Origin of the sequence: Streptomyces sp. NBC_00344, from assembly GCF_036088315.1 — a bacterium.
In the GTDB taxonomy this organism is placed as follows: Bacteria; Actinomycetota; Actinomycetes; order Streptomycetales; family Streptomycetaceae; genus Streptomyces.
Genome location: NZ_CP107996.1, coordinates 3,278,758 through 3,300,222 on the forward strand (window position 1 = coordinate 3,278,758; position 21,465 = coordinate 3,300,222).

17 protein-coding genes are annotated in these 21,465 nt (G+C 68.7%); 3 read left to right on the forward strand and 14 right to left on the reverse strand.

The annotated features are described in order from the left end of the window. Positions 1-34: 34 nt before the first annotated feature. Entirely contained in the window at positions 35-748 is a 714-nt protein-coding gene (locus OHS16_RS14750; RefSeq protein WP_328537659.1) for a spermidine synthase, read from the reverse strand. Between the two features lie 280 nt (positions 749-1,028). Between OHS16_RS14750 and OHS16_RS14755 the strand changes: the two genes are divergently transcribed. Beyond that, a complete protein-coding gene (locus OHS16_RS14755) occupies positions 1,029-3,290 on the forward strand; it encodes an alpha-galactosidase (protein ID WP_328537660.1) in 2,262 nt (753 codons plus the stop codon). Positions 3,291-3,420: 130 nt separating this feature from the next. On the opposite strand, the gene OHS16_RS14760 is transcribed toward OHS16_RS14755, so the two are convergent. Further along, entirely contained in the window at positions 3,421-4,209 is a 789-nt protein-coding gene (locus OHS16_RS14760; RefSeq protein WP_328540849.1) for an aminotransferase class IV family protein, read from the reverse strand. A gap of 8 nt (positions 4,210-4,217) precedes the next feature. After that, positions 4,218-5,447, reverse strand: a complete 1,230-nt coding sequence (gene glgA, locus OHS16_RS14765; protein ID WP_328537661.1) for a glycogen synthase — start codon at positions 5,445-5,447, stop codon at positions 4,218-4,220. Positions 5,448-5,837: 390 nt separating this feature from the next. Here glgA and OHS16_RS14770 point away from each other — a divergent pair, with 390 nt between their 5' ends. Together OHS16_RS14770 and OHS16_RS14775 are read left to right on the forward strand one after the other, a co-directional pair. Beyond that, entirely contained in the window at positions 5,838-6,980 is a 1,143-nt protein-coding gene (locus OHS16_RS14770) for a low temperature requirement protein A (RefSeq protein ID WP_328537662.1), read from the forward strand. Between the two features lie 157 nt (positions 6,981-7,137). Next, positions 7,138-7,839, forward strand: coding sequence for an SDR family NAD(P)-dependent oxidoreductase (locus OHS16_RS14775; RefSeq protein ID WP_328537663.1), 702 nt, complete (start codon positions 7,138-7,140; stop codon positions 7,837-7,839). 203 nt (positions 7,840-8,042) lie between these two features. On the opposite strand, the gene OHS16_RS14780 is transcribed toward OHS16_RS14775, so the two are convergent. The 11 genes from OHS16_RS14780 to OHS16_RS14830 form a co-directional block, all read right to left on the reverse strand. Next, entirely contained in the window at positions 8,043-9,272 is a 1,230-nt protein-coding gene (locus OHS16_RS14780) for a cation:proton antiporter (RefSeq protein WP_328537664.1), read from the reverse strand. 4 nt (positions 9,273-9,276) lie between these two features. Further along, positions 9,277-9,762, reverse strand: a complete 486-nt coding sequence (locus tag OHS16_RS14785; RefSeq protein ID WP_328537665.1) for a cation:proton antiporter regulatory subunit — start codon at positions 9,760-9,762, stop codon at positions 9,277-9,279. 24 nt (positions 9,763-9,786) lie between these two features. Further along, entirely contained in the window at positions 9,787-11,991 is a 2,205-nt protein-coding gene (gene glgB, locus OHS16_RS14790; RefSeq protein ID WP_443042619.1) for a 1,4-alpha-glucan branching protein GlgB, read from the reverse strand. A gap of 2 nt (positions 11,992-11,993) precedes the next feature. Beyond that, entirely contained in the window at positions 11,994-14,033 is a 2,040-nt protein-coding gene (locus tag OHS16_RS14795; protein ID WP_328537666.1) for an alpha-1,4-glucan--maltose-1-phosphate maltosyltransferase, read from the reverse strand. A gap of 77 nt (positions 14,034-14,110) precedes the next feature. Further along, complete coding sequence (locus tag OHS16_RS14800) at positions 14,111-14,878, reverse strand: MinD/ParA family ATP-binding protein (RefSeq protein WP_328537667.1); 768 nt, start codon at positions 14,876-14,878, stop codon at positions 14,111-14,113. 54 nt (positions 14,879-14,932) lie between these two features. Continuing rightward, the gene (locus tag OHS16_RS14805; protein WP_328537668.1) at positions 14,933-16,186 is read right to left on the reverse strand and encodes a PP2C family protein-serine/threonine phosphatase; all 1,254 of its coding nucleotides are present in this window, start codon (positions 16,184-16,186) and stop codon (positions 14,933-14,935) included. 11 nt (positions 16,187-16,197) lie between these two features. Next, complete coding sequence (locus tag OHS16_RS14810) at positions 16,198-16,713, reverse strand: ATP-binding protein (RefSeq protein WP_328537669.1); 516 nt, start codon at positions 16,711-16,713, stop codon at positions 16,198-16,200. 14 nt (positions 16,714-16,727) lie between these two features. Next, positions 16,728-17,039, reverse strand: a complete 312-nt coding sequence (locus OHS16_RS14815; protein ID WP_328537670.1) for an anti-sigma factor antagonist — start codon at positions 17,037-17,039, stop codon at positions 16,728-16,730. A gap of 83 nt (positions 17,040-17,122) precedes the next feature. Continuing rightward, complete coding sequence (glgX, locus tag OHS16_RS14820) at positions 17,123-19,291, reverse strand: glycogen debranching protein GlgX (protein WP_328537671.1); 2,169 nt, start codon at positions 19,289-19,291, stop codon at positions 17,123-17,125. Next, positions 19,288-19,629, reverse strand: a complete 342-nt coding sequence (locus tag OHS16_RS14825) for an STAS domain-containing protein (protein ID WP_328537672.1) — start codon at positions 19,627-19,629, stop codon at positions 19,288-19,290. The genes glgX and OHS16_RS14825 overlap by 4 nt, the downstream gene beginning before the upstream one ends. After that, positions 19,626-21,464, reverse strand: coding sequence for an AGE family epimerase/isomerase (locus OHS16_RS14830; protein ID WP_328537673.1), 1,839 nt, complete (start codon positions 21,462-21,464; stop codon positions 19,626-19,628). The genes OHS16_RS14825 and OHS16_RS14830 overlap by 4 nt, the downstream gene beginning before the upstream one ends. Between the last annotated feature and the right edge of the window lies 1 nt (position 21,465).

Genomic DNA, 21,465 nt, shown 5'->3' on the forward strand with positions numbered 1-21,465 from the left:
AGGGGCCGGTGCGAGCCCGGCACCCGGTGCCGGTTCACCGCCGCACGACATACACCGTGTTGGCCGAGGTTCCTCCCTGCAGCGGGTTGACGAAGTCGACCACCTGCGCCCGTACTCCGGAGAAGACCCCGGCGAGAACGGCGCTGAACGCGTCGTCGGGCGGATCGTTGGACCACAGCGCGAACACCCCTTCCGGCTTGAGGCGTTCGGCCAGTGCTCGCAGGCCCGCGGCCGTGTAGAGAGCCGCGTGGCTCGGATGCAGCACATGGCGGGGGGAATGGTCGACGTCCAGCAGCACCGCATCGAAACGACGGCCGGGCGCCTCGGGATCCAGACCGACGGCGTCCGCGGTCATCGCGAAGAAGTCACCGTGCACCAGACGGCAGCGGGGATCCGACGCGAGCCCGGCGCCCAGGGGCACGAGCCCGCGTCGGTGCCAGTCGATCACCTCGCCGAGCGCGTCGACCACGATCAGGGAGTTGACCCGCGGGTCGTCCAGTGCGGCCTTGGCGGTGTAGCCGAGTCCCAGACCGCCCACGGCGACATCGAGTCCGTCACCCGACAGTTCGCCGAGGCCGAGCTCGGTGAGGGCGATCTCTCCCGCGGTGAAGAGGCTGGACATGAGGAACTCGTCGCCCAGCTTCACCTCGTACACATCGTCGCCCGTCGCCGGGTCCCGGCGACGGCGCAGACTGATGTCGCCCAAGGGCGTCGGCCGCCAGTCGATTTCCTCGAAACGTGCGCTCATCCACTGCCCTGTCCACGACCGGTGCCGGTGCGTCGTCGGTGTTCCGCGAGTCCGGTTCCCCGCACCCTACGCCGCCGCGACGACGCCATCGCGACAAGACCGCCGCTCTGTCCGGCCGGTTCCCGGACCGGCCGCTCAGTACGTGAGGGTTCCGCAACCGGCCGCAGCAACCCACCCGCGGCAACCACCCGCCGCATCCGTCCCCGCCGACACCTGCCGGGACGGCACCACCCGTGGCACGATCGCGAGTTCAACGGCACCACCCTGGGAGGGACCCCGCATGAACCGCACCACCGCGCGGACCGCGCATCTGCGCGCGGCCGGAGTGAGCTTCGTGGTGGAGCTCACCGGCCCGCTGCCCCGGATTCTGCACTGGGGTGAGGACCTCGGTGAACTGACCGACGAGGACACCGAAGCGCTGATCCTGACGGCCGACGGCGCAGTGCTGAACAGCGCACTCGACATCCCGAGGCAGTTCACCGTCTGGCCGACGGAGGCCGACGGCTGGTCCGGCACGCCCGCCCAGCAGGGCCACCGGGACGGCGCCGCGACCACACCGCGGGTCCGGCTGACCGGGGTGCGGCAGGAACCCGGAGAACTGGTCCTGCGGCTCACCGACGATGTCGGAGACCTCGGCGTCGTGCTCACCTACCGGCTCGATCCCTCCGGCGTGCTGGGTGTCTCCACGGAGATCAGCAGGCCGGACACCGGCCCCGGCCAGGACCCGGCGCCCTATGATCTGGCCGGCGTGACCACCCTGATTCCGCTGCCGCACCGGGCGGGCGAGATCCTCGACTTCACTGGAAAGTGGTGCCGGGAGCTCTCTCCACAACGCGGCGGACTGCGCTTCGGCAGCCATGTCCGGGAGGTACGCCGCGGCCGGCCGGGGGCCGACTCGCCGTATCTGCTCACCGTGGGCGTACCGGGATTCGGATTCCGTACCGGTGAGGTGTGGGGCTTCCACGTCGCCTGGAGCGGCAACCAGCGCTACCTCGCCGAGCAACTGCCCGAGGGCGCAGGGGTGCACGGGGCGGTCCTGGGCGGCGGGGAACTCCTGGCGCCGGGTGAGGTACGGCTCGCACCCGGCGACAGCTACACGTCGCCGGTCTGCCACTTCGTGTGGTCGGACGCGGGTCTCGACGGACTGGCCGACCGCTTCCACACCCTGCTCAGGGCGCGCCCGTCGCACCCCGCGTCGCCAAGGCCGCTGACGCTGAACACCTGGGAAGCGGTGTACTTCGATCACCGCATCGAGCGGCTGCTGCGGCTCGCCGATCTGGCAGCGGAGACCGGAGTGGAACGGCTGGTCCTGGACGACGGCTGGTTCACCGGCCGGCGCGACGACACCGCGGGGCTCGGCGACTGGACGGTGGACGCGAAGGTGTGGCCGGACGGGCTGACACCGCTCGCCGACCGGGTGCACGGGCACGGGATGCAGTTCGGTCTGTGGGTGGAGCCGGAGATGGCCAATCCGGACTCGCGGCTGGCCAGGGAACACCCCGAATGGCTGCTCGCACCGTCCCCGGGGCTGGGCCCGAGCTGGCGCAACCAGTACGTCGTCAACCTCGCCCACCAGGACGCCTGGACGTACCTGCTGACATCCCTGGACGAGATCGTCACCCGGTACTCCGTCGACTACCTCAAGTGGGACCACAACCGGGAACTGCACGAGGCGGTCAGCAGGGGCGCCGGCGGCCACGACCGGCCGGGGGTGCACACGCAGGTCAGCGCGGTGTACCGGCTGATCGACGCACTGAAGGCCCGCCACCCGGGCCTGGAGATCGAGAGCTGTGCCAGCGGCGGCGCCCGCGTCGACCTCGGCATCCTCGCCCGGACCGACCGGGTGTGGGCGTCCGACTGCAACGATCCCCTGGAGCGCCAGGCCATCCAGCGCTGGACCGGGCAACTGCTGCCGCCCGAACTCGTCGGCACCCATGTGGGCGGACCGCACAGCCACACGTCGGGGCGGGTCACCGACGAGTCCTTCCGGTATGCGACCGCACTGTTCGGGCACGCGGGCATCGAGGACGATCTGACCGCACGCACCCCGCAGGAACTCGCGGGGCTGAGGCGGTGGGCCGCGCTGTACAAGGAGGTACGTCCGCTGCTGCACGGCGGGCGGGTGGTGCGCGCCGATCTCGCCGACGAAACGACCCTGCTGCACGGGGTGGTGGCCGGCGACGCGAGCACCGCGCTCTACTGCTGGGTGCGGCTTGCGACATCCACCGCCGCCCAGTCCGGACGGGTACGGCTGCCCGGCCTCGACGCGCGGGGCCGCTACCGGGTCCGGATCCGTACGGATGCCGGGCTGCCCGCGCTGCACCAGACGTCAGGACCTGCCTGGTTCACCGCGGCACTCGACGGCTGGGTGACCCTCCCGGGGGCGGTGCTCGTCGGTGCGGGCCTGCCGATGCCGACCCTGGAGCCGGCCCAGGCACTGCTGATCGAGGTCTCCGCCCTCGACGGCACTCCCGCCCAGGGGCTCGACGGCTCCCGCCCGGCACCGGCAACCCGCCCCGGGGCCGGAAACCCTGACGCCTGACGGGCACCGGCCGCCGGCTTCGCCCTGCTGCGAAGCCGGCGGCGGACGGGCGGCTGCACACAGTACGGCGGCCCGGCCCCGAAACCACCTGTGACGGTGACCCGGACGACACGGGACGCCGGCGGGTCTCCTACACCACTTCGCCCGGCAGGGCCAGATAGGTGCTGCGCAGTGCGGCCGCCACCGGGTGGCCGGTGGAGAGCACACGAGTGTCGACGGCCGAGACCGCACGTACGCCGATCCCGGTACTGGTGGCGAAGACCGCCTGCATTCCGCGGGCCTCCTCGACGGTGACCGGCCTCGTGGTGTGCGGGTGGTGCTGCTTGAGGAGGGCCATGGTGACCCCGGGCAGCACATCGCCGGACGGCCAGACGACCCGGCCGTCGCCGTCGACGAAACCGACGTTCCAGGTGCCGCCCTCGGACACCCTGTCGTCCGGGCCGTGGAAGAGCGCGTCGTCGAAGCCGTCCAGCTGCGCCGCACGCCGGGCGTGCAGCGCACCGAAGAGACCGAAGTGCTTCACAGCCGGCAGGTCCCGCACATGGGGGACCGACTTCACCCGCAGCGGGGCCGGTGGAAGCGGGCCCGCCGGGCGGGTGGTGATGAGGACGTGCGGGGTGGCCGGTGCGGACGGGCGGACGATGTCGAGGTCCGGGTCGAAGACGCTCACCCGGACCAGGAAGGTGCCCGACCCGTGGGAGGAGGGGCCGGTGACGGCACGCCTGACGAGCTCCCTGACCCTTGTGGTGTCCAGCACGGTGCCGAAAACGGCGCGGCAGTCGCGGTCGAGCCGTTCCAGGTGGAGGGCAAGACCGCGTACCCGCCCGTCATCGACCCGCATCGTGGTGAAGTGCCCGTAGTTGGTGAGGGCGAGTGCCCGCAGGGCGGCGGGATCGGCGGGTTGTCCGTTGAGTTCCATCACAGGCGTCACTGTGGCAGCGACCGGATGGCGTTCTGGTAGATCGTGAACACCCGCCGGGCGGCCTGCTCCCAGCCGAACCGATCGGTGGCGCGGACCCGGCCCGCGGCGCCCATGGTGCGGGCCAGATCCGGATCGGCCAGCAGCCGGTTGACGGCCGCAGCGAGGTCGGACGCAAAACGCTTGGGGTCCAGCGGGGTACCGCTGCCGTCCTGTTCCTGCTCGATCGGAACCAGCAACCCGGTGACGCCGTCCGCGACCACTTCGGGGATCCCGCCGGTCGCGGTCGCCACCACCGCGGTACCGCAGGCCATCGCCTCCAGATTGACGATGCCCATCGGTTCGTACAGCGAAGGACAGACGAACACAGCGGCGTGGGTGAGCAGCTGACGGAGCGACACCTGGTCCAGCATGCCGTCGATACGGACCACTCCGCTGCGTGCCCGGCTCAGCTCCTCGACCAGTCCGGCGGTCTCCTCGGCGATCTCCGGGGTGTCGGGCTGCCCGCAGCACAGCACCAGCTGCGCGTCGTCCGCCAGGGCGAAAGCGGCCTCCAGCAGATGCTTCAGGCCCTTCTGCCGGGTCACCCGGCCGACGAAGAGCACGATCGGCCGACCGGGGTCGATTCCGTACCGCTCCAGGGCCTGTGTTCCGTGGTCCGGCCGCTGGACACCGGTGTCTATCCCGTTGTGCACCACATGGACCCGCCCGGGGCCGACCTGCGGGTAGACGGACAGGATGTCGTCACGCATCGCGTGGGAGACCGCGATCACGGCATCGGCGGATTCGATGGCGGTGCGCTCCACCAGCGACGACAGTGCGTAGCCACCGCCCAGTTGCTCGGCCTTCCAGGGCCGCAGCGGCTCCAGGCTGTGCATGGTCACGATGTGGGGAACGCCGTGGAGCACCTGGGCCAGCCGTCCTGCCGCGTTGGCGTACCAGGTATGGCTGTGCACGACATCGGCGTCGGCGCAGGCGGCGGCCATCTCCACATTCACGCCCAGGGTGCGCAGCGCGGGATTGGCGTCGTCGCCGAGGTCCGGCTCGGCGTGGGCCGTCACCGCGCTGTCCTGCCGTGGTCCGCCGAAGCAGTTCACCCGTAGATCGGTGAGCTTGCGCAGTTCCCTGGACAGTTCCGCGACATGGACTCCGGCCCCTCCGTAGATCTCGGGCGGAAACTCCCTCGTGAGGAGTCGGACCCGTATCGGATGGCTTCCCTGATCTGACTGTGCGTTCATGGACACTTCCTGAGGTCTAGGAGCTTCCGAAGCTGACTCGGCCTTGCCGGGGCGCTCTCGTCCTCCCGCGGAAACACGCCCCCGAACGCTGACTGGCTGCGCGCTGCGCGCATTCACCTCTGCACGCTATCGATTCAGGGTGAATCTGTGCGTCGTGCACCAGCGGACCGGGGCACCCTGCTGTCCCATGGTTTCCGGCCGGTGGCCCGACATCACGAAGTCGTGCCCGGCTCTTTGACCCGGGGTACGCCCGGGGCGGTAACTTCGCCGACGCGGTATTGAGTCCGGTGCTCGGTCACCCTTGCCATTTCCTTCGCGCGGTTGTCCCCGAATGCCACCGCACGACGCCTCGAGAGTTCGGAAAAAGTGATGTCACAGGCTCCGCCCATCATGCGCACGGATGAATCCTCGTCGCAGAGCCGGAGTGAAACGCGAGTCACCACACTTGAGTTGTTCTTCGACCTCGCGTTCGTCTTCAACTTCACCCAGCTCGCCCAGGTGCTCAGTCACGACATGACCCTCCGAGGACTGCTGCAGGTCCTGCTCATCTTCTGGATGCTGTGGTGGATGTACGGCGGATACGCCTGGCTGACCAACCATCTCCCGCCGCACAAGAAGCGCCACCGTCTGCTGCTGCTGCTCGGCATGGCGTCCTTCCTGATCGTCGGACTCGCCACGCCGCACGCGTTCAGCGGGGACGGGGTCGCGTTCGGCATCGGGTATCTGATGATCGTCACGGTGCACGCCGCCCTGTTCGCCTTCAGCGGCCCCAGCGCGGCCCGGAACATGATGCACATCGCGCCGTTCCACACGCTGGGGGCGCTGCTGATCATCCAGGCCGGCTCCCTCGATGCGCCGATGACGTATGTGTGCTGGTCGGCGGCGCTGCTGCTGGAGGTGATCGCGCCTTTCATCACCGGCTTCTCCGGCTTCGAGCTGAAACCGGGACACTTCGTGGAGCGGCACGGGCTCCTCATGATCATCGCGCTGGGGGAATCCTTCCTCGCGCTCGGCGTCGGAACCGAGGGTGGTCAGGCGGGCTTCTCCGTGGTGATCACCGCCATCCTGATCTTCGTTATCCCCGCCTGTCTGTGGTGGGCGTACTTCGACGAATCGGAGAAGGCCAGGCGAGCCGAGCGGGCATTGGAGCGCCAGGACGCGGTCCGCCGCTCCCGGATGGCGCTGGCCGCCTTCTTCTACGCCCATGTCCCCATGCTGTTCGGGCTGATCCTGATCGCGGCGGCCATCAAGAAGACGATCGCGCACCCCTACGACGAGCTCGCCACGGCGCCGTCACTGGCCCTCGCCGGGGGTGTGACGTTCTATCTCGCGGGCCTCGCGTGGTTCCACGGAATTCTCAGGATTGGTCCCCGGCGATTTCATCTCGTGGCCGCCGTCATGGCCACCGCCGCCATTCCGGTCGGCCACTGTGCGGCCGCCGTCGGCGAAGTGGCGGTCCTCGGCCTGCTGATCATCGGCGCCCTGCTCATCGAGCACCGATGGACCAGGCGTACGGAGCACACCTGCCGTTGAACACCGGCCCGTCACAGCTGCCGAAGGAGACATTCGCGAACACCCGGACTCCGAGACGGTCTGGCCGCTGCGCGAATATCTCGGCTTCGCCGATGACGACAAGAAGCGTTACAAGGTCTGACCCGCCCGGGTCGGCCCCCGATACAGGACGGTTTCCATGAGCCAGCAGCAGACCTTCACCGCACTCGTCACCGGCGGGAACAGGGGCATCGGCCTCGAGACCTGCCGTCAGCTGGCCGGAGCCGGACTCGACGTCGTGCTCGCCGCGCGCGATCCGGCGCGCGGCCGGGCAGCGGCACAGAAACTCCGGGGCTCGGGAAGCCGGATCCGCTTCGAGGAACTGGACATCACAAGCTCCAAGAGCGTCCAGGACTGCGCCGGCCGGCTGGCCGACGCCGGTGTCGACATCGACGTACTCGTCAACAACGCGGGCGTGTACCCGACCGACGCGTTCTTCTCGCTCGACGAGGACACCATGAGCCACGCGATCGACATCAATCTGATGGGTGCCTTCCGGACCTGCCAGGCCTTCGTGCCTGCGATGGGCCGCCGCGGCTACGGACGGGTGGTGAATCTGTCGTCGGGGCTCGGCGCCCTCACGGACAACATCCCGTCACCCGCGGCGTACGGCATCACCAAGGCGGCGCTCAACGCCCTCACCCTGGTCGTCTCGTCGGCCGCTTCCCCATCGGTGAAGGTCAACGCGGTCTGCCCCGGCTGGGTGCGGACCGACATGGGCGGAGCCGGGGCGCCGACCAGCGTCCAGAAGGGCGCCGACACGGTCACCTGGCTCGCCACGCTCCCCGACTCGGGACCGACCGGCGGCTTCTTCCGCAACCGGCGAAGGATCGACTGGTGAGCCCGGCACGCACCGCCGGCCGCCGGCCCGCCCGCCCGAGCGGCTTCATGTCCCACACGTTCCAGTGGCTGGGGCAGCTGGCGGGTCCCGGCCCGGCTGTACCCGGAGCGCTCCGTCCGCGGCGCCGCGGACGGGGACGGGCACCGGGGGGGAGGGGCCCACGACACCCTGTCGTGGGCCCCTCCCCCCCGGTGCGGACGCCGTCAGTCCTGTGCCGCCTGCACCGCCTCGTGCGCCAGCAGTTCGTCGATGACGACCGGCTCCGCCGCCCGCTGCTTCCGCCACTCGATGACCCGCTGCGCCACGGGTTCGGTGAAGCGGGCCGTGACCGGACCGAGCACCACGAGAAGCAGCACGTACGCGGTCGCCAGCGGTCCGAGCGCCGGTTCGATCCCCGACGCGGTCGCCAGCCCGGCGATCACGATGGAGAACTCACCCCTGGCCACCAGCGCGCCGCCGGCCCGCCACCGCCCACGGGTACCGATGCCGGTCCGCCGCGCCGCCCAGTAGCCCGTGGCGATCTTCGTCATCGCGGTGAGTACGGCGAGCGCCAGCGCCGGCAGCAGAACCGGCGGGATCGTCTCCGGGTCCGTGTTCAGTCCGAAGAAGACGAAGAACACCGCGGCGAACAGGTCCCGCAGCGGCATGAGCAGATGATGGGTGTGCTCCGCGACCTCCCCCGAGAGGGCGATGCCCACAAGGAACGCGCCCACCGCCGCGGAGACCTGCACCTTCTGCGCGAAGCCCGCCACCAGCAGGGTGAGCCCGAGCACCACGAGCAGCAGCTTCTCCGGATCGTCGCTGGAGATGAACCTGGAGATCACCCGGCCGTACCGGACCGCGATGAGCAGGACGGTGCCCACCGCGGTCAGCGCGATCGCCAGGGTGAGCCCGCCGACCGCCCAGCCGGTGCCCGCGAGCAGCGCCGTGAGAATGGGCAGGTACAGCGCCATCGCGAGGTCCTCGAGCACCAGCACGCTGAGGATCGCGGGGGTCTCCCGATTGCCCAGACGTCCCAGGTCACCCAGCACCTTGGCGATCACGCCCGACGAGGACACCCAGGTGACCCCGGCGAGTACCACCGCGGCCACCGGGCCCCAGCCCAGCAGCAGGGCAGCGGCGGCGCCGGGAAGTGCGTTGAGCACGAAGTCGACGCCGCCTGCCGGGGCGTGCGTCTTGAGATGGCCGACCAGGTCCCCTGCGGTGTACTCCAGGCCGAGCATCAGCAACAGCAGCACGACACCAATCTCGGCGCCGACCTCGATGAAGTCCTCGCTGCCGGCCAGCGGCACGATCCCGCCGTGTCCGAAGAGGAGTCCGGCCAGCAGATAGAGCGGGATGGCCGAGAACCTCATCCGTACGGCGACCCTGCCGAGCAGTCCCAGGGCCAGCACGACGGCGCCGAACTCGATCAGAAAGACTGCGGAGTCCACCGGATCACTTCCGCTCGAGGATGCCGTGGGCCGCGTCGACGCCCTCACGCGTGCCCACGACGATGACCGCGTCACCGCCACGCAGCCGGAAATCCGGGCCCGGCGAGGGGATCGCATGGGCCCGGCGCATCACCGCCACGATGGAGGCACCGGTGGCGGTCCGCATCCTGGTGTCGCCGAGCACCCGGCCGTTCCAGTACGAACCACCGGTCACCGAGACCCGCTCGGCGATCAGCCCGTAGTCGCTGGTGTGCAGCAGATTCGGGTTGTTGTGGTCCGGCAGCAGCGCATCGGTCAGCGACATGGCTTCGGCCGCCGTCAGCCTCATGGAGAGCCCGCACGAGTCGGGGTCGTCGTCGTGGTGCACGTTGAAGGTGCGGGTGCCGTCACGGTGCGCGATGACCGACAGGGTGTCGTGCCGCCGGGTCGTGATCTCGTACTGCACCCCGATGCCGGGCAGCGGGGTGGTCCTCATCCGTGGAGCGGTCACGTTCGTCTCCCTTACGCATGGACGTCATTGCGGTCGGAGCCAGACGGCACCGAGCGGCGGCAGCACGAGGGCCGCACTGGACTCGAACCCCTGCCAGGACACCGGCTGGGCCTGGATCCGCGACGGATTGACCGTGCCGCTGCCGCCGTACGCCGCGGCGTCGGTGTTGAGCACCTCGGTCCAGTCGCCTGCGGCGGGCAGCCCGACCCGGAAGTCGTGCCGCGGGGTGGGCTGGAAGTTGAAGACGCAGACCAGCGGGGCGCCCGCCGCGTCGTACCGGACGAAGGAGTACACGTTGTCGTCTGCCGCGTCGGCGTCGATCCACCGGAAGCCGTCGGGGTTGGTGTCCCGGGCCCACAGGGCGGGGATCTCGAGATAGTGCAGGTTCAGGTCCCTGACGAGGTCGCGCACCGCGGAGTGCGAGGCGTGCCGCAGCATCGACCAGTCGGGACCCGCGTCGTGCGACCACTCGGTGTCCTGGGCGAACTCCTGGCCCATGAAGACCAGTTGTTTACCGGGGAAGGCCCACATGAAGGCGAGATAGGCACGCAGGTTGGCGAACTGCTGCCACCGGTCGCCGGGCATCTTGGTGAGCAGCGAACCCTTTCCGTGCACCACCTCGTCGTGGCTGATCGGCAGCAGATAGCTCTCGGCGTAGGCGTAGACCATGGGGAAGGTCATGGAGTGGTGGTGATGGCGGCGGTGGACCGGGTCCTGCGCCATGTACGACAGGGAGTCGTGCATCCAGCCCAGATTCCACTTCAGTCCGAAGCCCAGACCGCCGTGGTCGGTACGCCGGGTGACCCCGTCCCAGGCGGTGGACTCCTCGGCTATCGTCATCACGCCGGGACAGCGCCGGTAGACGGTGGCGTTCATCTCCTGGAGCAGTTCCACCGCTTCGAGGTTCTCCCGGCCGCCGTACTCGTTGGGCAGCCACTCGCCCTCGTTGCGCGAGTAGTCGAGGTAGAGCATGGAGGCAACGGCGTCGACCCGGAGCCCGTCGACATGGAACTCCTCGCACCAGTAGACGGCGTTGGCCACCAGGAAGTTGCGTACCTCGTTGCGGCCGAAGTCGAAGACCAGCGTCCCCCAGTCGGGGTGCTCGCCGCGGCGGGGGTCGGGATGCTCGTACAGCGCGGAGCCGTCGAATCCGGCGAGTGCCCAGTCGTCGCGCGGGAAGTGGGCGGGTACCCAGTCGACGATGACGCCGATGCCCGCCCGGTGCAGGGCGTCGACCAGGAAGCGGAAGTCGTCGGGGCTGCCGAGCTTCGCCATCGGGGCGTAGTAGGAGGAGACCTGGTACCCCCAGGATCCGCCGAACGGGTGCTCGGCGATCGGCAGGAACTGCACATGGGTGAAGCCGAGCGCCCGCAGATATCCGGGTAGTTCATCAGCGAGCTCGCGGTAACCGAGACCGGGACGCCACGACCCGATGTGCATCTCGTAGATGCTCATCGGCTGCTCCTCGACGGGGCGCCGTCCCCGTCCGGCCATCCAGTCGCCGTCGCCCCAGGTGTACGCCGAGCTGAAGACGCGCGAGGCGGTGCCGGGCGCCGCCTCGGCCGAGGCGGCCACCGGGTCCGCCTTCTGGATCCAGCGGCCGTCCCGGGTGAGGATCTCGTACTTGTAGTGAGCACCGTCGGCGATGCCGGGGACGAAGAGCTCCCAGACGCCGCTGCCGCCGAGCGAGCGCATCGGGTGGGCGGCGCCGTCCCAGTGATTGAAGCTCCCCACCAGCCGCACCGCGCGGGCGTTCGGTGCCCACACCGCGAACGCGGTGCCCCGCACCGGCCCCCAGCCGGCGTCCAGCTCGCGGACGTTGGCGCCGAGCACCTTCCAGAGCTGCTCGTGACGCCCCTCGACCAGCAGATGCAGATCGAGTTCGCCCAGCGCCGGCAGGAAGCGGTACGGATCGTCGTAAGTGTGGACGGTGTCCCCGTACCGGGCGGCCACCCGGTAGTCGGGCACATCCGTGCCCGGCAGCAGCCCGGTGAAGATGCCATCGCTCTCGTGCGTCAGCTCCGTCAGCACGTCACCGGACGCGGTGGTGATCCGTACGGCGTCGGCCAGTGGCCGCAGTACACGTACCAGCACGCTGTCCTGGCCCGGGTGGGGGCCGAGCAGCGCATGCGGATCGCTGACCTCACCGGTGGTGAGGCGCTTCAGGTCCGTGGGGGGCAGGCTCGCCGGCATCGGCCCGGGGCGGTGGGAGTGCGGTGCCATGGTCATGGCTACGGCTTCCTGTTCGTGATGACGTGGGCCACCTGACACTGCGGATCGAGACGCACGTAGTTCTCCCGCCCCCACTGGTAGGTCGCGCCGGAGAGCACGTCGTGGGCGTCGAGGGAATCGGTCCTGTCCAGGCCGAGCGCGGTGAGGTCGAGGGAGACGGTCGCCTCCCGCACGCTGTGCGGGTCGAGGCTGAGCACCACGAGCACCCAGTCGTCGTCGTGCCGTTTCGAGAAACAGACGACCGCGTCGTTGTCCGTGCGGTGGAAGCGGAGATTGCGAAGCTGGTGCAGGGCCGGGTGGTCCCGGCGCACCTCGTTGAGGGTGCGCAGCAGCGGGGCGAGCGACCGGCCTGCCGTCTCCTCGGCCTTCCAGTCCCTGGGCCGCAGCTGGTACTTCTCCGAGTCCAGGTACTCCTCGCTCGCCGGGCCCGCGGCCACGTTCTCGCACAGCTCGAAGCCGGCGTAGACACCCCAGGCGGGGGACGCCGTCGCCGCCAGCACGGCGCGGATACCGAACGCGGGCCTGCCGCCGTACTGCAGATAGGCGTTGAGGATGTCCGGGGTGTTCACGAAGAGGTTGGGGCGCAGACAGGCGGCGCTCTCCTCGCCGTCGAGTCCGGCCAGTTCGGAGAGATAGGACTCCACCTCGTCCTTGGAGTTGCGCCAGGTGAAGTAGGTGTACGACTGGTGGAAGCCGATCTTCGCGAGGGAGTGCATCATGGCCGGGCGGGTGAAGGCCTCGGCGAGGAACAGCACATCCGGGTCGGTTTCGTGGATCTCCTCGATCAGCATCTCCCAGAACGGCACCGGCTTGGTGTGCGGGTTGTCGACGCGGAAGATCCGGACGCCGTGCGCCATCCAGTGCCGCAGGACCCGCAGGCACTCCCTGTGCAGCCCGTCCGGATCGGTGTCGAAGTCGATCGGGAGGATGTCCTGGTATTTCTTGGGAGGATTCTCCGCGTAGGCGATCGAGCCGTCGATGCGGTGCCTGAACCACTCCGGGTGCTCCGTGACCCACGGGTGGTCGGGGGAGCACTGCAGCGCGAAGTCGAGAGCGACCTCCATCCCGAGGCCGGTGGCCCGGCCCACGAAATGGTCGAAGTCATCGAGGGTGCCCAGGTCGGGATGGATCGCGTCGTGACCACCGTCGGCCGAGCCGATCGCCCAGGGGGAACCGGGGTCGTGCGGCCCCGCCGTCAGGGCGTTGTTGGCGCCCTTGCGGTGGGTCGTACCGATCGGGTGCACCGGGGGAAGGTAGATCACGTCGAATCCCATGTCGGCGACCGCGTCCAGCCGTTCGGCCGCTGTGCGCAGCGTGCCGGAGTGCGGCGGCTCCACCACACCCTCGGCGTCCACCGTCGCCGGGACCGCCCCCTCGGAGCGTGGGAAGAACTCGTACCAGGCGCCGTAGAGGGCACGCTCACGGTCCACTCTCAGCGGCAGCTGGGCGGAAGACGTCACCAGTTCACGCAGCGGCCGGCGGGCGAGCAGCGCGGTCACCGCGGGGGCGACGGCCTCGGCGAGCCGCTCGTCGGGACCCCGTGTCCCGTCCAGCAACCGGTCGCGGGCGGCGGTCAGGGCCGCTCTGGCCGCCGGGTCGTCGGCGTCGCCGGTGAAGGAGGCCAGGGCCCGTTCGAGCAGGGCCGCGCCCTCGGTGAGGACCAGCTCCACATCGGCCCGGGCGGGGATCTTGATCTCGGCGGCGTGCCGCCAGGTCGCCACCGGGTCGGCCCATGCCTCGACCCGGAACGTCCACTCCCCCTCCCGGCCGGCTGACACCCGCGCCGCGTAGCGGTCCGTACCGGGGGCGACGAGCCGCATCGGGTGCCATCCGCCCGGCACGCCGTCCGGGTCGGTCAGCACCACGTTCGCGGCGACCGCGTCGTGCCCCTCCCTGAAGACCGTCGCCGACACCTCGAAGACCTCACCCGGTACTGCTCGGGCAGGGCGCCGGCCGCCGTCCACCCGCGGGCGTACATCCTCGATCGGTATACGTCCGGTGGTCGGGGCGAACCGCCTGGTGGTGGGGTTGCCTTGCATGTTCTTGCCTCCTGGCACCGGGGTGCGGTCGCGGGAAGGAACATCGGAAGAGGGGCTGAGATGGAAACGGCCGGACGTCAATGCCGGTATCCCGAGGTCCCGTTGCTCACGTCCGAGATGATCCGGCGATACCCCGCCACCAGCGGATGCTGTGGGTAGGCCGTGCTGAAGTGGCGCTCCCCCGCGAGGGAGGCCAGCTCGGAGGCGTAGGGCAGGATCGCGGTGAGCCGGGTGCCGTAGACCGACTCGACGTTGTCACGCAGACGCTCGTGCACCATGCCGTCCGGCACCATGTTCACGGCCACACTCAGCCGACCGCAGCCGAGCCGGTTGGCCAGCGCCATGCTCTCCCGGGCGCCGGCCAGGTCCAGGCGGTCCGCCCGCGTCACCACGAGCAGGGCGTCCGAGCTGGCCATCGCGGTCACGGTCTCGTTGTTGAACCCGGCATGGGTGTCCAGCAGCAGCACATCCAGCGCGAGCGAGTCGATCAGCCGGTCGAAGCCCTCCCGCAGCAGACCGACGTCGTAACCGCGCCCCATGATTTCGTTGATACCGGCGGCCCGGCTCCTGGCCGGGACCAGGAAGAACCCCTCGTGCCCGGCTTTGGCATCGGCAGGGTAGGCCGCGTCCTCGATCTCGCACCGACCGATCAGGTAGTCGGTCAACGAGCGGTGCGCGGCAGGCATCGTGTCGGCGAACATCACGTCCAGTGCCGGCGTCTGGATGTCCGTGTCCACCAGCGCGACCCTGCGGCCGGCCGATGCCAGCAGCAGCGCGATGTTGGCGGCGGTACTCGACTTCCCCGTACCTCCTCGGTAGGAGTGCAGGGTGATGATCTGGGACATGTTTCCACCCGGTGATTCGGTAGGGGGGCCGCCGGCGGACAGCAGAACAGGTCGTCAGCCGGTGCGGCCGGAATCCGGAGCCAGCCAGTGGACGGCCATCATGGTGATGTCGTCGGACTGCTCGGCCGGACCGACGAACTCGCTGAGAGCGCCGTCCATGTGATCGAGCAGTTCCCCGCCGCGGATGGGCCCGTTGGTCAGGTGTTTGATCATCTGCTCGTCGCCGAGGAACTCTCCCGACACCGAGCGTGCCTCGGTCACCCCGTCCGTGTAGATGAAGAGGGTGTCCCCGGGGCTGATCTGCGCATAGCCGAGCGAGAAGGTGACATCGGGAATGACCCCGACCGCGGGCCCGGTGGGCTCGAGCAGTACCGGCTCACCGCCGTCCGCGCTCACCACCACCGGCGGATTGTGACCACCGTTGATGTAGACGAGGTTGCCGGTCGCCGGGTCCAGCACGGCGAAGAACATGGTGGCGAAATAGCCCTGCCTGATGTGGTTCCTCGTCAGGTAGTTGTTGGTGCCCACCACCGCGTTCAGCAGCGGGGTCGCCCCCACCACCGGGATCGCCCTGCTCTGTTCCTCCCGGACCGTCAGCTCGTCCGCCAGCAGGTCGGCGGCGATCAGGCTCTGCAGTCCGCTCTGCTCGGCCGTGTGCCGCAACAGGCTGCGGATCAGGGCCATGAAGAGGGCAGCGCCCACTCCCTTGTCACAGACATCGGCCACGACGAGGGCGATCCTGCGCCGGTTGACCAGCTCGAACACATCGTAGAAGTCTCCGGCGACGTCCCTGGCCGGACGGAATCGGACGTTGATCTCCCAGTCGTCGGGACTGGGCAGCGAGTCCGGCAGGAAACCCATCTGGATCTCCCGCCCTATCTCCAGCTCTCGCTCGTAACTGATCAGCTCGGCGTGCGCCGCCACGTCCTCCATGGTCCGGCTGAACGCCGCGTGCTCATGGCAGTCCCGCAGACGGGCACGCACCAGGTCGGGGTAGAAGGGCGGCACAAGGTAGTCCGAACCGGCGTGTATGTGGTTGCCGAGCAGATGCAGGTCGTACTCGGCGTACGCCACCACGGTCGGCCATCTGCCCTCGTCGTTCAGCCTGCGTGCCACCGACTTGACCGTGTGCGGGGAGAGCCCGGCGTACGTCAGGAGGACGTCGGTCCCGGGAAGTTCTCCGCGCGGTGTCGCCAGCACATCGCCAGGGGTGTTGATCCGGACTTCGGCTCCCAGGCTCTCCAGGGCCCTCAGCAGTTCGAGGGGTGCATTGCGGTGTTCATCCAGAACGAGCACGTTGCGCACCATGTCACCCTCATCTATCCCGTCGCCGGCAGGTTCATCACCAGCGTGCTGACGTTCCGGCCGGACACCAGTTCGTAGTCGAAGGAGTCGACTGCCGTGAAGGCGAGATAGACCCCGAGCCCGCCGATCTCCCGCTCCTCGAGCGGCACATCGAGCGCCGGCGGCCGCATCCCCTGACGGGGGTCGAACGCCTCGGCGTCATCCTCGAAGCGCACCCACACCCTGTCTTCCTCTATGCCTCCCGCTACCGAGATCTCCCCGGTCCTGTCCTGGTACCCGTGCATGACGATGTTGGTCGCCAGCTCGTCCGCGGCCAGCCTGAGCCGGTACAGAGCGGTTTCGGGAAGGCCGGCCTCGGCCCCCAGCTCGAGAACGAACGCGGCCACCTCGTCGAGGGACTCGATCGTGGCGGGGATGCGCAGCGTGTCGGGCGGGGGATCGGGGACAAGACGGACACAGCGTGAGGGCCGTTCACGGCGTGCCGCGGGGGAAGCCGACGCGGCGGATACGGCACCGAAGTCGAATGCCATCTCTCATCACCTCCTCAGGCGTCGATCAGATCGATGCTGTGGTCGAACCCGGCCATCCTGATGGTGCGGGCGACCGGCTCCGAAGCACCGACGATGGCGATGCGCACCTCGTCACCCATCTTCTGGCGGGCGAAGACCAGGGAGCGCAGACCGGCACTGGCCATATAGGTCAGCTCTTCGGCCTTGATCACGAGCTCGATCGACCCGGCCTTGGAGGCCTTGTCGACGGTCTGGTGGAACAGCGCCGCGGTGGAGGCGTCCAGTTCACCCTTGAGCTCGATGGTGGCGACGCGGTCGTTGACCCTCAACCTGACATCGAAAGACACGATGGACTCTCCTTCTGCTCGTACGTGGGTTGGCTCGGCGCTCCGGCGCGCTCAGCGCCTCGGTCCGTTCGGCGTCGGTCTGTTCAGCGCTCCGACGGGCGGGTGGAGCGGCCGACCAGGACCACCACGGAATGCGGTCCCAGGTGGTAGCGGCCGGGGTGTTCCAGCGCCGGCTCGCCGCCGACGGTGTGCATGCCGTGCGGCGTCGGAGCGCCGGTGTCGGCGAACAGGTGCCAGACCTCGCCGTCGGACAGCCGGGGGAGCTCCAGGTCGTGCGCTTCCCAGTGGGCGTTGACCGCGACGTAGATGGAGTCGTCACGGACCGCCCCGCCCTTGGCGTGCCATCCGCAGCGCATCATCGCGAGCACCCGGCCGTGATCTGCCCAGTCGGGGCGCCAGGCCTCCACTCCGTGCCAGCTGACATCGGGGAACCCGCTGCCGGCCGAGTCCGTCCCGCTGGGGTGCTCGGTTCCGCGCAGTACGGGATGGGCGTGCCGGAAGGCGATCAGACCACGGGTGAACTCCAGCAGCTCCGCGTTCGCCTCTACGAGTCCCCAGTCGAACCAGGAGAACTCGTTGTCCTGGCAGTAGGTGTTGTTGTTGCCGAGCTGGGTGCGGCCGACCTCGTCGCCGGCGAGGATCATCGGCACGCCCTGGCTTATCAGCAGGATGGCCAGCAGGTTCTTCATCTGGCGCTGTCTGAGATCCCTGACGTGCGGAGAGGCGCTGGGGCCCTCCTCACCGCAGTTCCAGCTGTGGTTGTCGTTCCCTCCGTCGTTGTTGCCCTCGCCGTTGGCCTCGTTGTGCTTGTCGTTGTACGAGACCAGGTCGTTCAGGGTGAAGCCGTCGTGTGCGGTGACGAAGTTGACCGACGCCGACGTCGTCCGCCCCTGGTAGAGGTCGGGTGAGCCGGCCATCCGGGTGGCCAGTTCACCGACGAGTCCGGGCTCGCCCTTGACGAACTTCCGTACGGAATCACGGAATTTGCCGTTCCACTCCGACCAGCGGCCGTAGTTGGGGAAGTGCCCCACCTGGTAGAGGCCGGCCGCGTCCCAGGCCTCGGCGATCAGCTTGGTGTGGCGCAGGATCGGGTCGTGGGCGAGCTGCTCGAGCAGCGGCGGGTTGGGCAGGGGCGTGCCGTCCGGGGCGCGGTCCAGGATGGCAGCCAGATCGAAGCGGAATCCGTCGATATGATATTCGGCGACCCAATAGCGCAGACAGCCGAGCACGAAGTCGCGGACCACTGGATGGTTGCAGTTGACCGTGTTCCCGGTGCCGCTGAAGTTGTAGTACTCGCCCTGCGGCGTGAGCATGTAGTACGTCGCGTTGTCGAGCCCGCGGAACGAGATCGTCGGTCCCTGCTCGTTGCCTTCCGCGGTGTGGTTGAAGACCACATCGAGTATGACCTCGATGCCCGCCCTGTGCAGTTCCCTGACCAGGGACTTGAATTCGTCCGCCTGCATTCCGAACCGTCCGGTGGCGGCGTAGCCGGCCTTGGGCGCGAAGAAGGAAACGGTGTTGTAGCCCCAGTAGTTGTGCAGCCTCTCACCGGTGACCGGGTCGCTCCGCGGATTGTCCAGTTCGTCGAACTCGAAGACCGGAAGCAGCTCGACGCAGTTGATCCCCAGCTCCTTGAGGTACGGGATCTTCTCCCGCAGTCCTGCGTACGTGCCGGGCGCCTGCACGCCGGACGAGGGGTGGCGGGTGAAGCCACGCACATGGGTCTCGTAGATGACGAGGTCTTCTGTCGCGGTACGCAGAGGAGTGTCGTCGCCCCAGTCGAAGTCGTCGTTCACCGCCTGCGCGCGGTAGGGGTAGATGTTGTCCCAGTCCGGCTCCGCACCCCAGACGTCCCGGCCGGAGATCAACCGTGCGTAGGGGTCGCTCAGCACCTTGCTGTCATCGAAGCGGTCCCCTGACGCGGGGTCGAAGGGGCCGCCGGCCCGGAAGCCGTACTCCAGGTTCTCCAGGTCGAGCCCGAAGACCGTCATCGCGTACACGCTGCCGATCCGGAACTCGGCGGGGAACTCCAGCTCCGCGGCCGGCTCCTCGGCGCCGCGGTCGAAGAGCACCAGGCTCATCGAAGTGGCGCGGTCGGAGTAGACGGAGAAGTTGACTCCGCCGGGTACCGGCACGGCCCCGTACGGGAACGGCCGGCCCGCCCGCACCGGGTAGGCACCGATCCGGTGCGTGGGGTACGCGTCGACCCTCTCCCTCACCTCCAGGGCCTCCTGGGCGCCCCCGGCACTCATCGGCCGGCGCGTTCGAGTTCGGAGTCCACGTCGTCACCGATCCGGAAGAAGTCCAGAAAGCCGGTGGCGCTCATGACGAATCTGACCTCGTCCGACAGACCGACCAGGATGATCGTCGCGTCGAGCTGCTGGGCGCGACGGTGCAGTATCAGCAGCGTGCGCAGTCCGGCGCTGGACACGTAGGAAACCCCGGTGAGGTCGATCAGTACCTCTGCGCCCTGCTGTATGAACGGCAGCAGTTGGGCCTGCAGACCGCCGGAAGTGGTGCTGTTGATCTCTCCGTCGAGGACGATCACCGTGACGTCACCCTCGGAGCGCGGGTTGACCTTGACAGTCATTCTGTTATCTCCGTCCTGCTGTTGGGGGCGATGCGGACCTTGACCTTCACGCGGCCCGAGGTCTCAGGGAGCCGTACGGTGAGGGAATCGGCGTCGAAGTCGAGGTGCGGTTCGCCCTCGATCTCCACGGCCTCGATGCGCACCGATCCGGGCGGCAGCAGGTCGGGAGCAACCCGCAGGATGCGGTCGTCGACGATCGCCGGATCCGGCTTGAAGTAGAAGTCCATCGGCTTGCCGTTGATCAGCAGGTTGTTGTAGACCGCCGCCAGATAGCAGAGCTCGGCCGAGTGGTACATGCTCATCGAGTGGCTGCCCTTGAGCCGCTCCACACCCAGCAGGTACGGCAGCCCGCTCGCCAGGGTGTTGAAGTAGACGGCTCCCTCGTCGTGGTCGAGGAAGAAGGCGTTGTAGAAGGACTGGGCGTCGCGGGCCTCGGAGCGGAACTCCTCGCGCCCGGTGGTGCCGTGCAGGATCAGATAGGCAAGGATCGCCTGCTCCTGCTGCCACCAGGCCTTGCGGTCGTGCCAGGCGAAGCGGAACCTCTCCTCGCCGTCCACCTTCAGCCGCTCGACCACGTCGTACCAGCCGGCTCGCTGACGGTCTCCGCCGACCTCGGGCATGGTCTCGCCGATGGAGGCCGCGGTCTGCAGATAGCCGTCCTTGGGACGCAGCGAGTGCATCCGCATCAGATTCCAGGCGATCTTCAGGTTGTGGCCGATCACCGCGCGATTCTGCTGCCAGCCGTGTTCGGCGTCGTGGGACCAGTCCTTGTGGAAACGTTCCTGCACGAAGGGGCTGGTCTTGGTGTCGGGGAAGTGGTCGACGATGGTGTCGAAGGTGTACTCCAGCATGTCGGCGTACTTCTTCTCGCCGGTCGCCAGGTACAGGTTGATCAGGTATGCGGGGGCGTGGTCACCGACCGAGTTCCAGTTCTTGCGCGACCGGTTGGGGCCGAGGGAGTCATGGTCCGGGCTGAGCAGGATGGGGTCGATGTGCGAGAAGTACCCGCCGTCCTCGGGGTCGAGGTAGAAGCGGTCGAAGAGCCGGATGGTGGCGTCGGCGTCACTCCTGATCCGCGGGTCACCGGTGATCCGGTAGGTCTGGACCGGACCGGCGAGCGCGTAGATCTGCTCGTAGGCCGGCAGCGCGTCGTAGTCGTCGTCGAACTCCGACGTGAAGAGCTTCTTCTCGGTGTCACCGTCGATGCTGAGGCCGTGATACCAGTACACGACGTTCTCGTCGGTGTCGACGAACCGCATGTGCTCACGCAGGTACTCCGTACCCCGCTCGGCGATCTCCAGATACTCGTCATCACCGGTCAGCAGGAACGCCGAAGCCATGCCGTAGACAAGTCGCGAGATGGTGTCGGTCTCCTGCACATGGCTCGAGGTCTTCTCGCCGCCCAGCCTGATGTTCGTCCGGTAACCGGCGAAGTCGATCGGCCCGTCGCCGAACTGGGCCTTGCGGTAGAAGGCGGCGATCTCCTCGATCTGCTTGACCCACCAGCCCGCCTCTTCGAACCGGTAGTCGTCGACCCGCCGGCCCACGAAGATCAGCCGCTTGGCCTCGAAGCGGGTGCCTCCGGCGTGCGGATAGAAGATGCCGTAGGCCAGGACGAAAGTGCCCTCCTCGAGCAGCTCGTCCACATGGCCCGACGCGTCCTGGTACGGCTCGCCCAGGTTGTGCAGCAGCTCCGCGACGGCGCCGCCGTCCAGAGCGATGTCGAAGTCGCGGCCGTCGGCAGTGACCACGGAGAAGACGCGGGCGGCGCGGTCGAAGCCGGTGACATGGCCCGCAATGGTGTCGGAGAACGTGAAGTTCAGAGTGTCGGACATG

What these genes read in the sequence shown, in the direction of transcription:
- OHS16_RS14805 (WP_328537668.1), bottom strand. Translation starts at nt 16,186, where the DNA reads ATGGTGCGCAACGTGCTCGTTCTGGATGAACACCGCAATGCACCCCTC.
- OHS16_RS14775 (WP_328537663.1), top strand. Translation starts at nt 7,138, where the DNA reads ATGAGCCAGCAGCAGACCTTCACCGCACTCGTCACCGGCGGGAACAGG.
- glgB (WP_443042619.1), bottom strand. Translation starts at nt 11,991, where the DNA reads ATGACCATGGCACCGCACTCCCACCGCCCCGGGCCGATGCCGGCGAGC.
- OHS16_RS14795 (WP_328537666.1), bottom strand. Translation starts at nt 14,033, where the DNA reads ATGCAAGGCAACCCCACCACCAGGCGGTTCGCCCCGACCACCGGACGT.
- OHS16_RS14830 (WP_328537673.1), bottom strand. Translation starts at nt 21,464, where the DNA reads ATGTCCGACACTCTGAACTTCACGTTCTCCGACACCATTGCGGGCCAT.
- OHS16_RS14760 (WP_328540849.1), bottom strand. Translation starts at nt 4,209, where the DNA reads ATGGAACTCAACGGACAACCCGCCGATCCCGCCGCCCTGCGGGCACTC.
- glgA (WP_328537661.1), bottom strand. Translation starts at nt 5,447, where the DNA reads ATGAACGCACAGTCAGATCAGGGAAGCCATCCGATACGGGTCCGACTC.
- OHS16_RS14825 (WP_328537672.1), bottom strand. Translation starts at nt 19,629, where the DNA reads ATGACTGTCAAGGTCAACCCGCGCTCCGAGGGTGACGTCACGGTGATC.
- OHS16_RS14750 (WP_328537659.1), bottom strand. Translation starts at nt 748, where the DNA reads ATGAGCGCACGTTTCGAGGAAATCGACTGGCGGCCGACGCCCTTGGGC.
- OHS16_RS14770 (WP_328537662.1), top strand. Translation starts at nt 5,838, where the DNA reads ATGCGCACGGATGAATCCTCGTCGCAGAGCCGGAGTGAAACGCGAGTC.
- OHS16_RS14810 (WP_328537669.1), bottom strand. Translation starts at nt 16,713, where the DNA reads ATGGCATTCGACTTCGGTGCCGTATCCGCCGCGTCGGCTTCCCCCGCG.
- OHS16_RS14800 (WP_328537667.1), bottom strand. Translation starts at nt 14,878, where the DNA reads ATGTCCCAGATCATCACCCTGCACTCCTACCGAGGAGGTACGGGGAAG.
- glgX (WP_328537671.1), bottom strand. Translation starts at nt 19,291, where the DNA reads ATGAGTGCCGGGGGCGCCCAGGAGGCCCTGGAGGTGAGGGAGAGGGTC.
- OHS16_RS14755 (WP_328537660.1), top strand. Translation starts at nt 1,029, where the DNA reads ATGAACCGCACCACCGCGCGGACCGCGCATCTGCGCGCGGCCGGAGTG.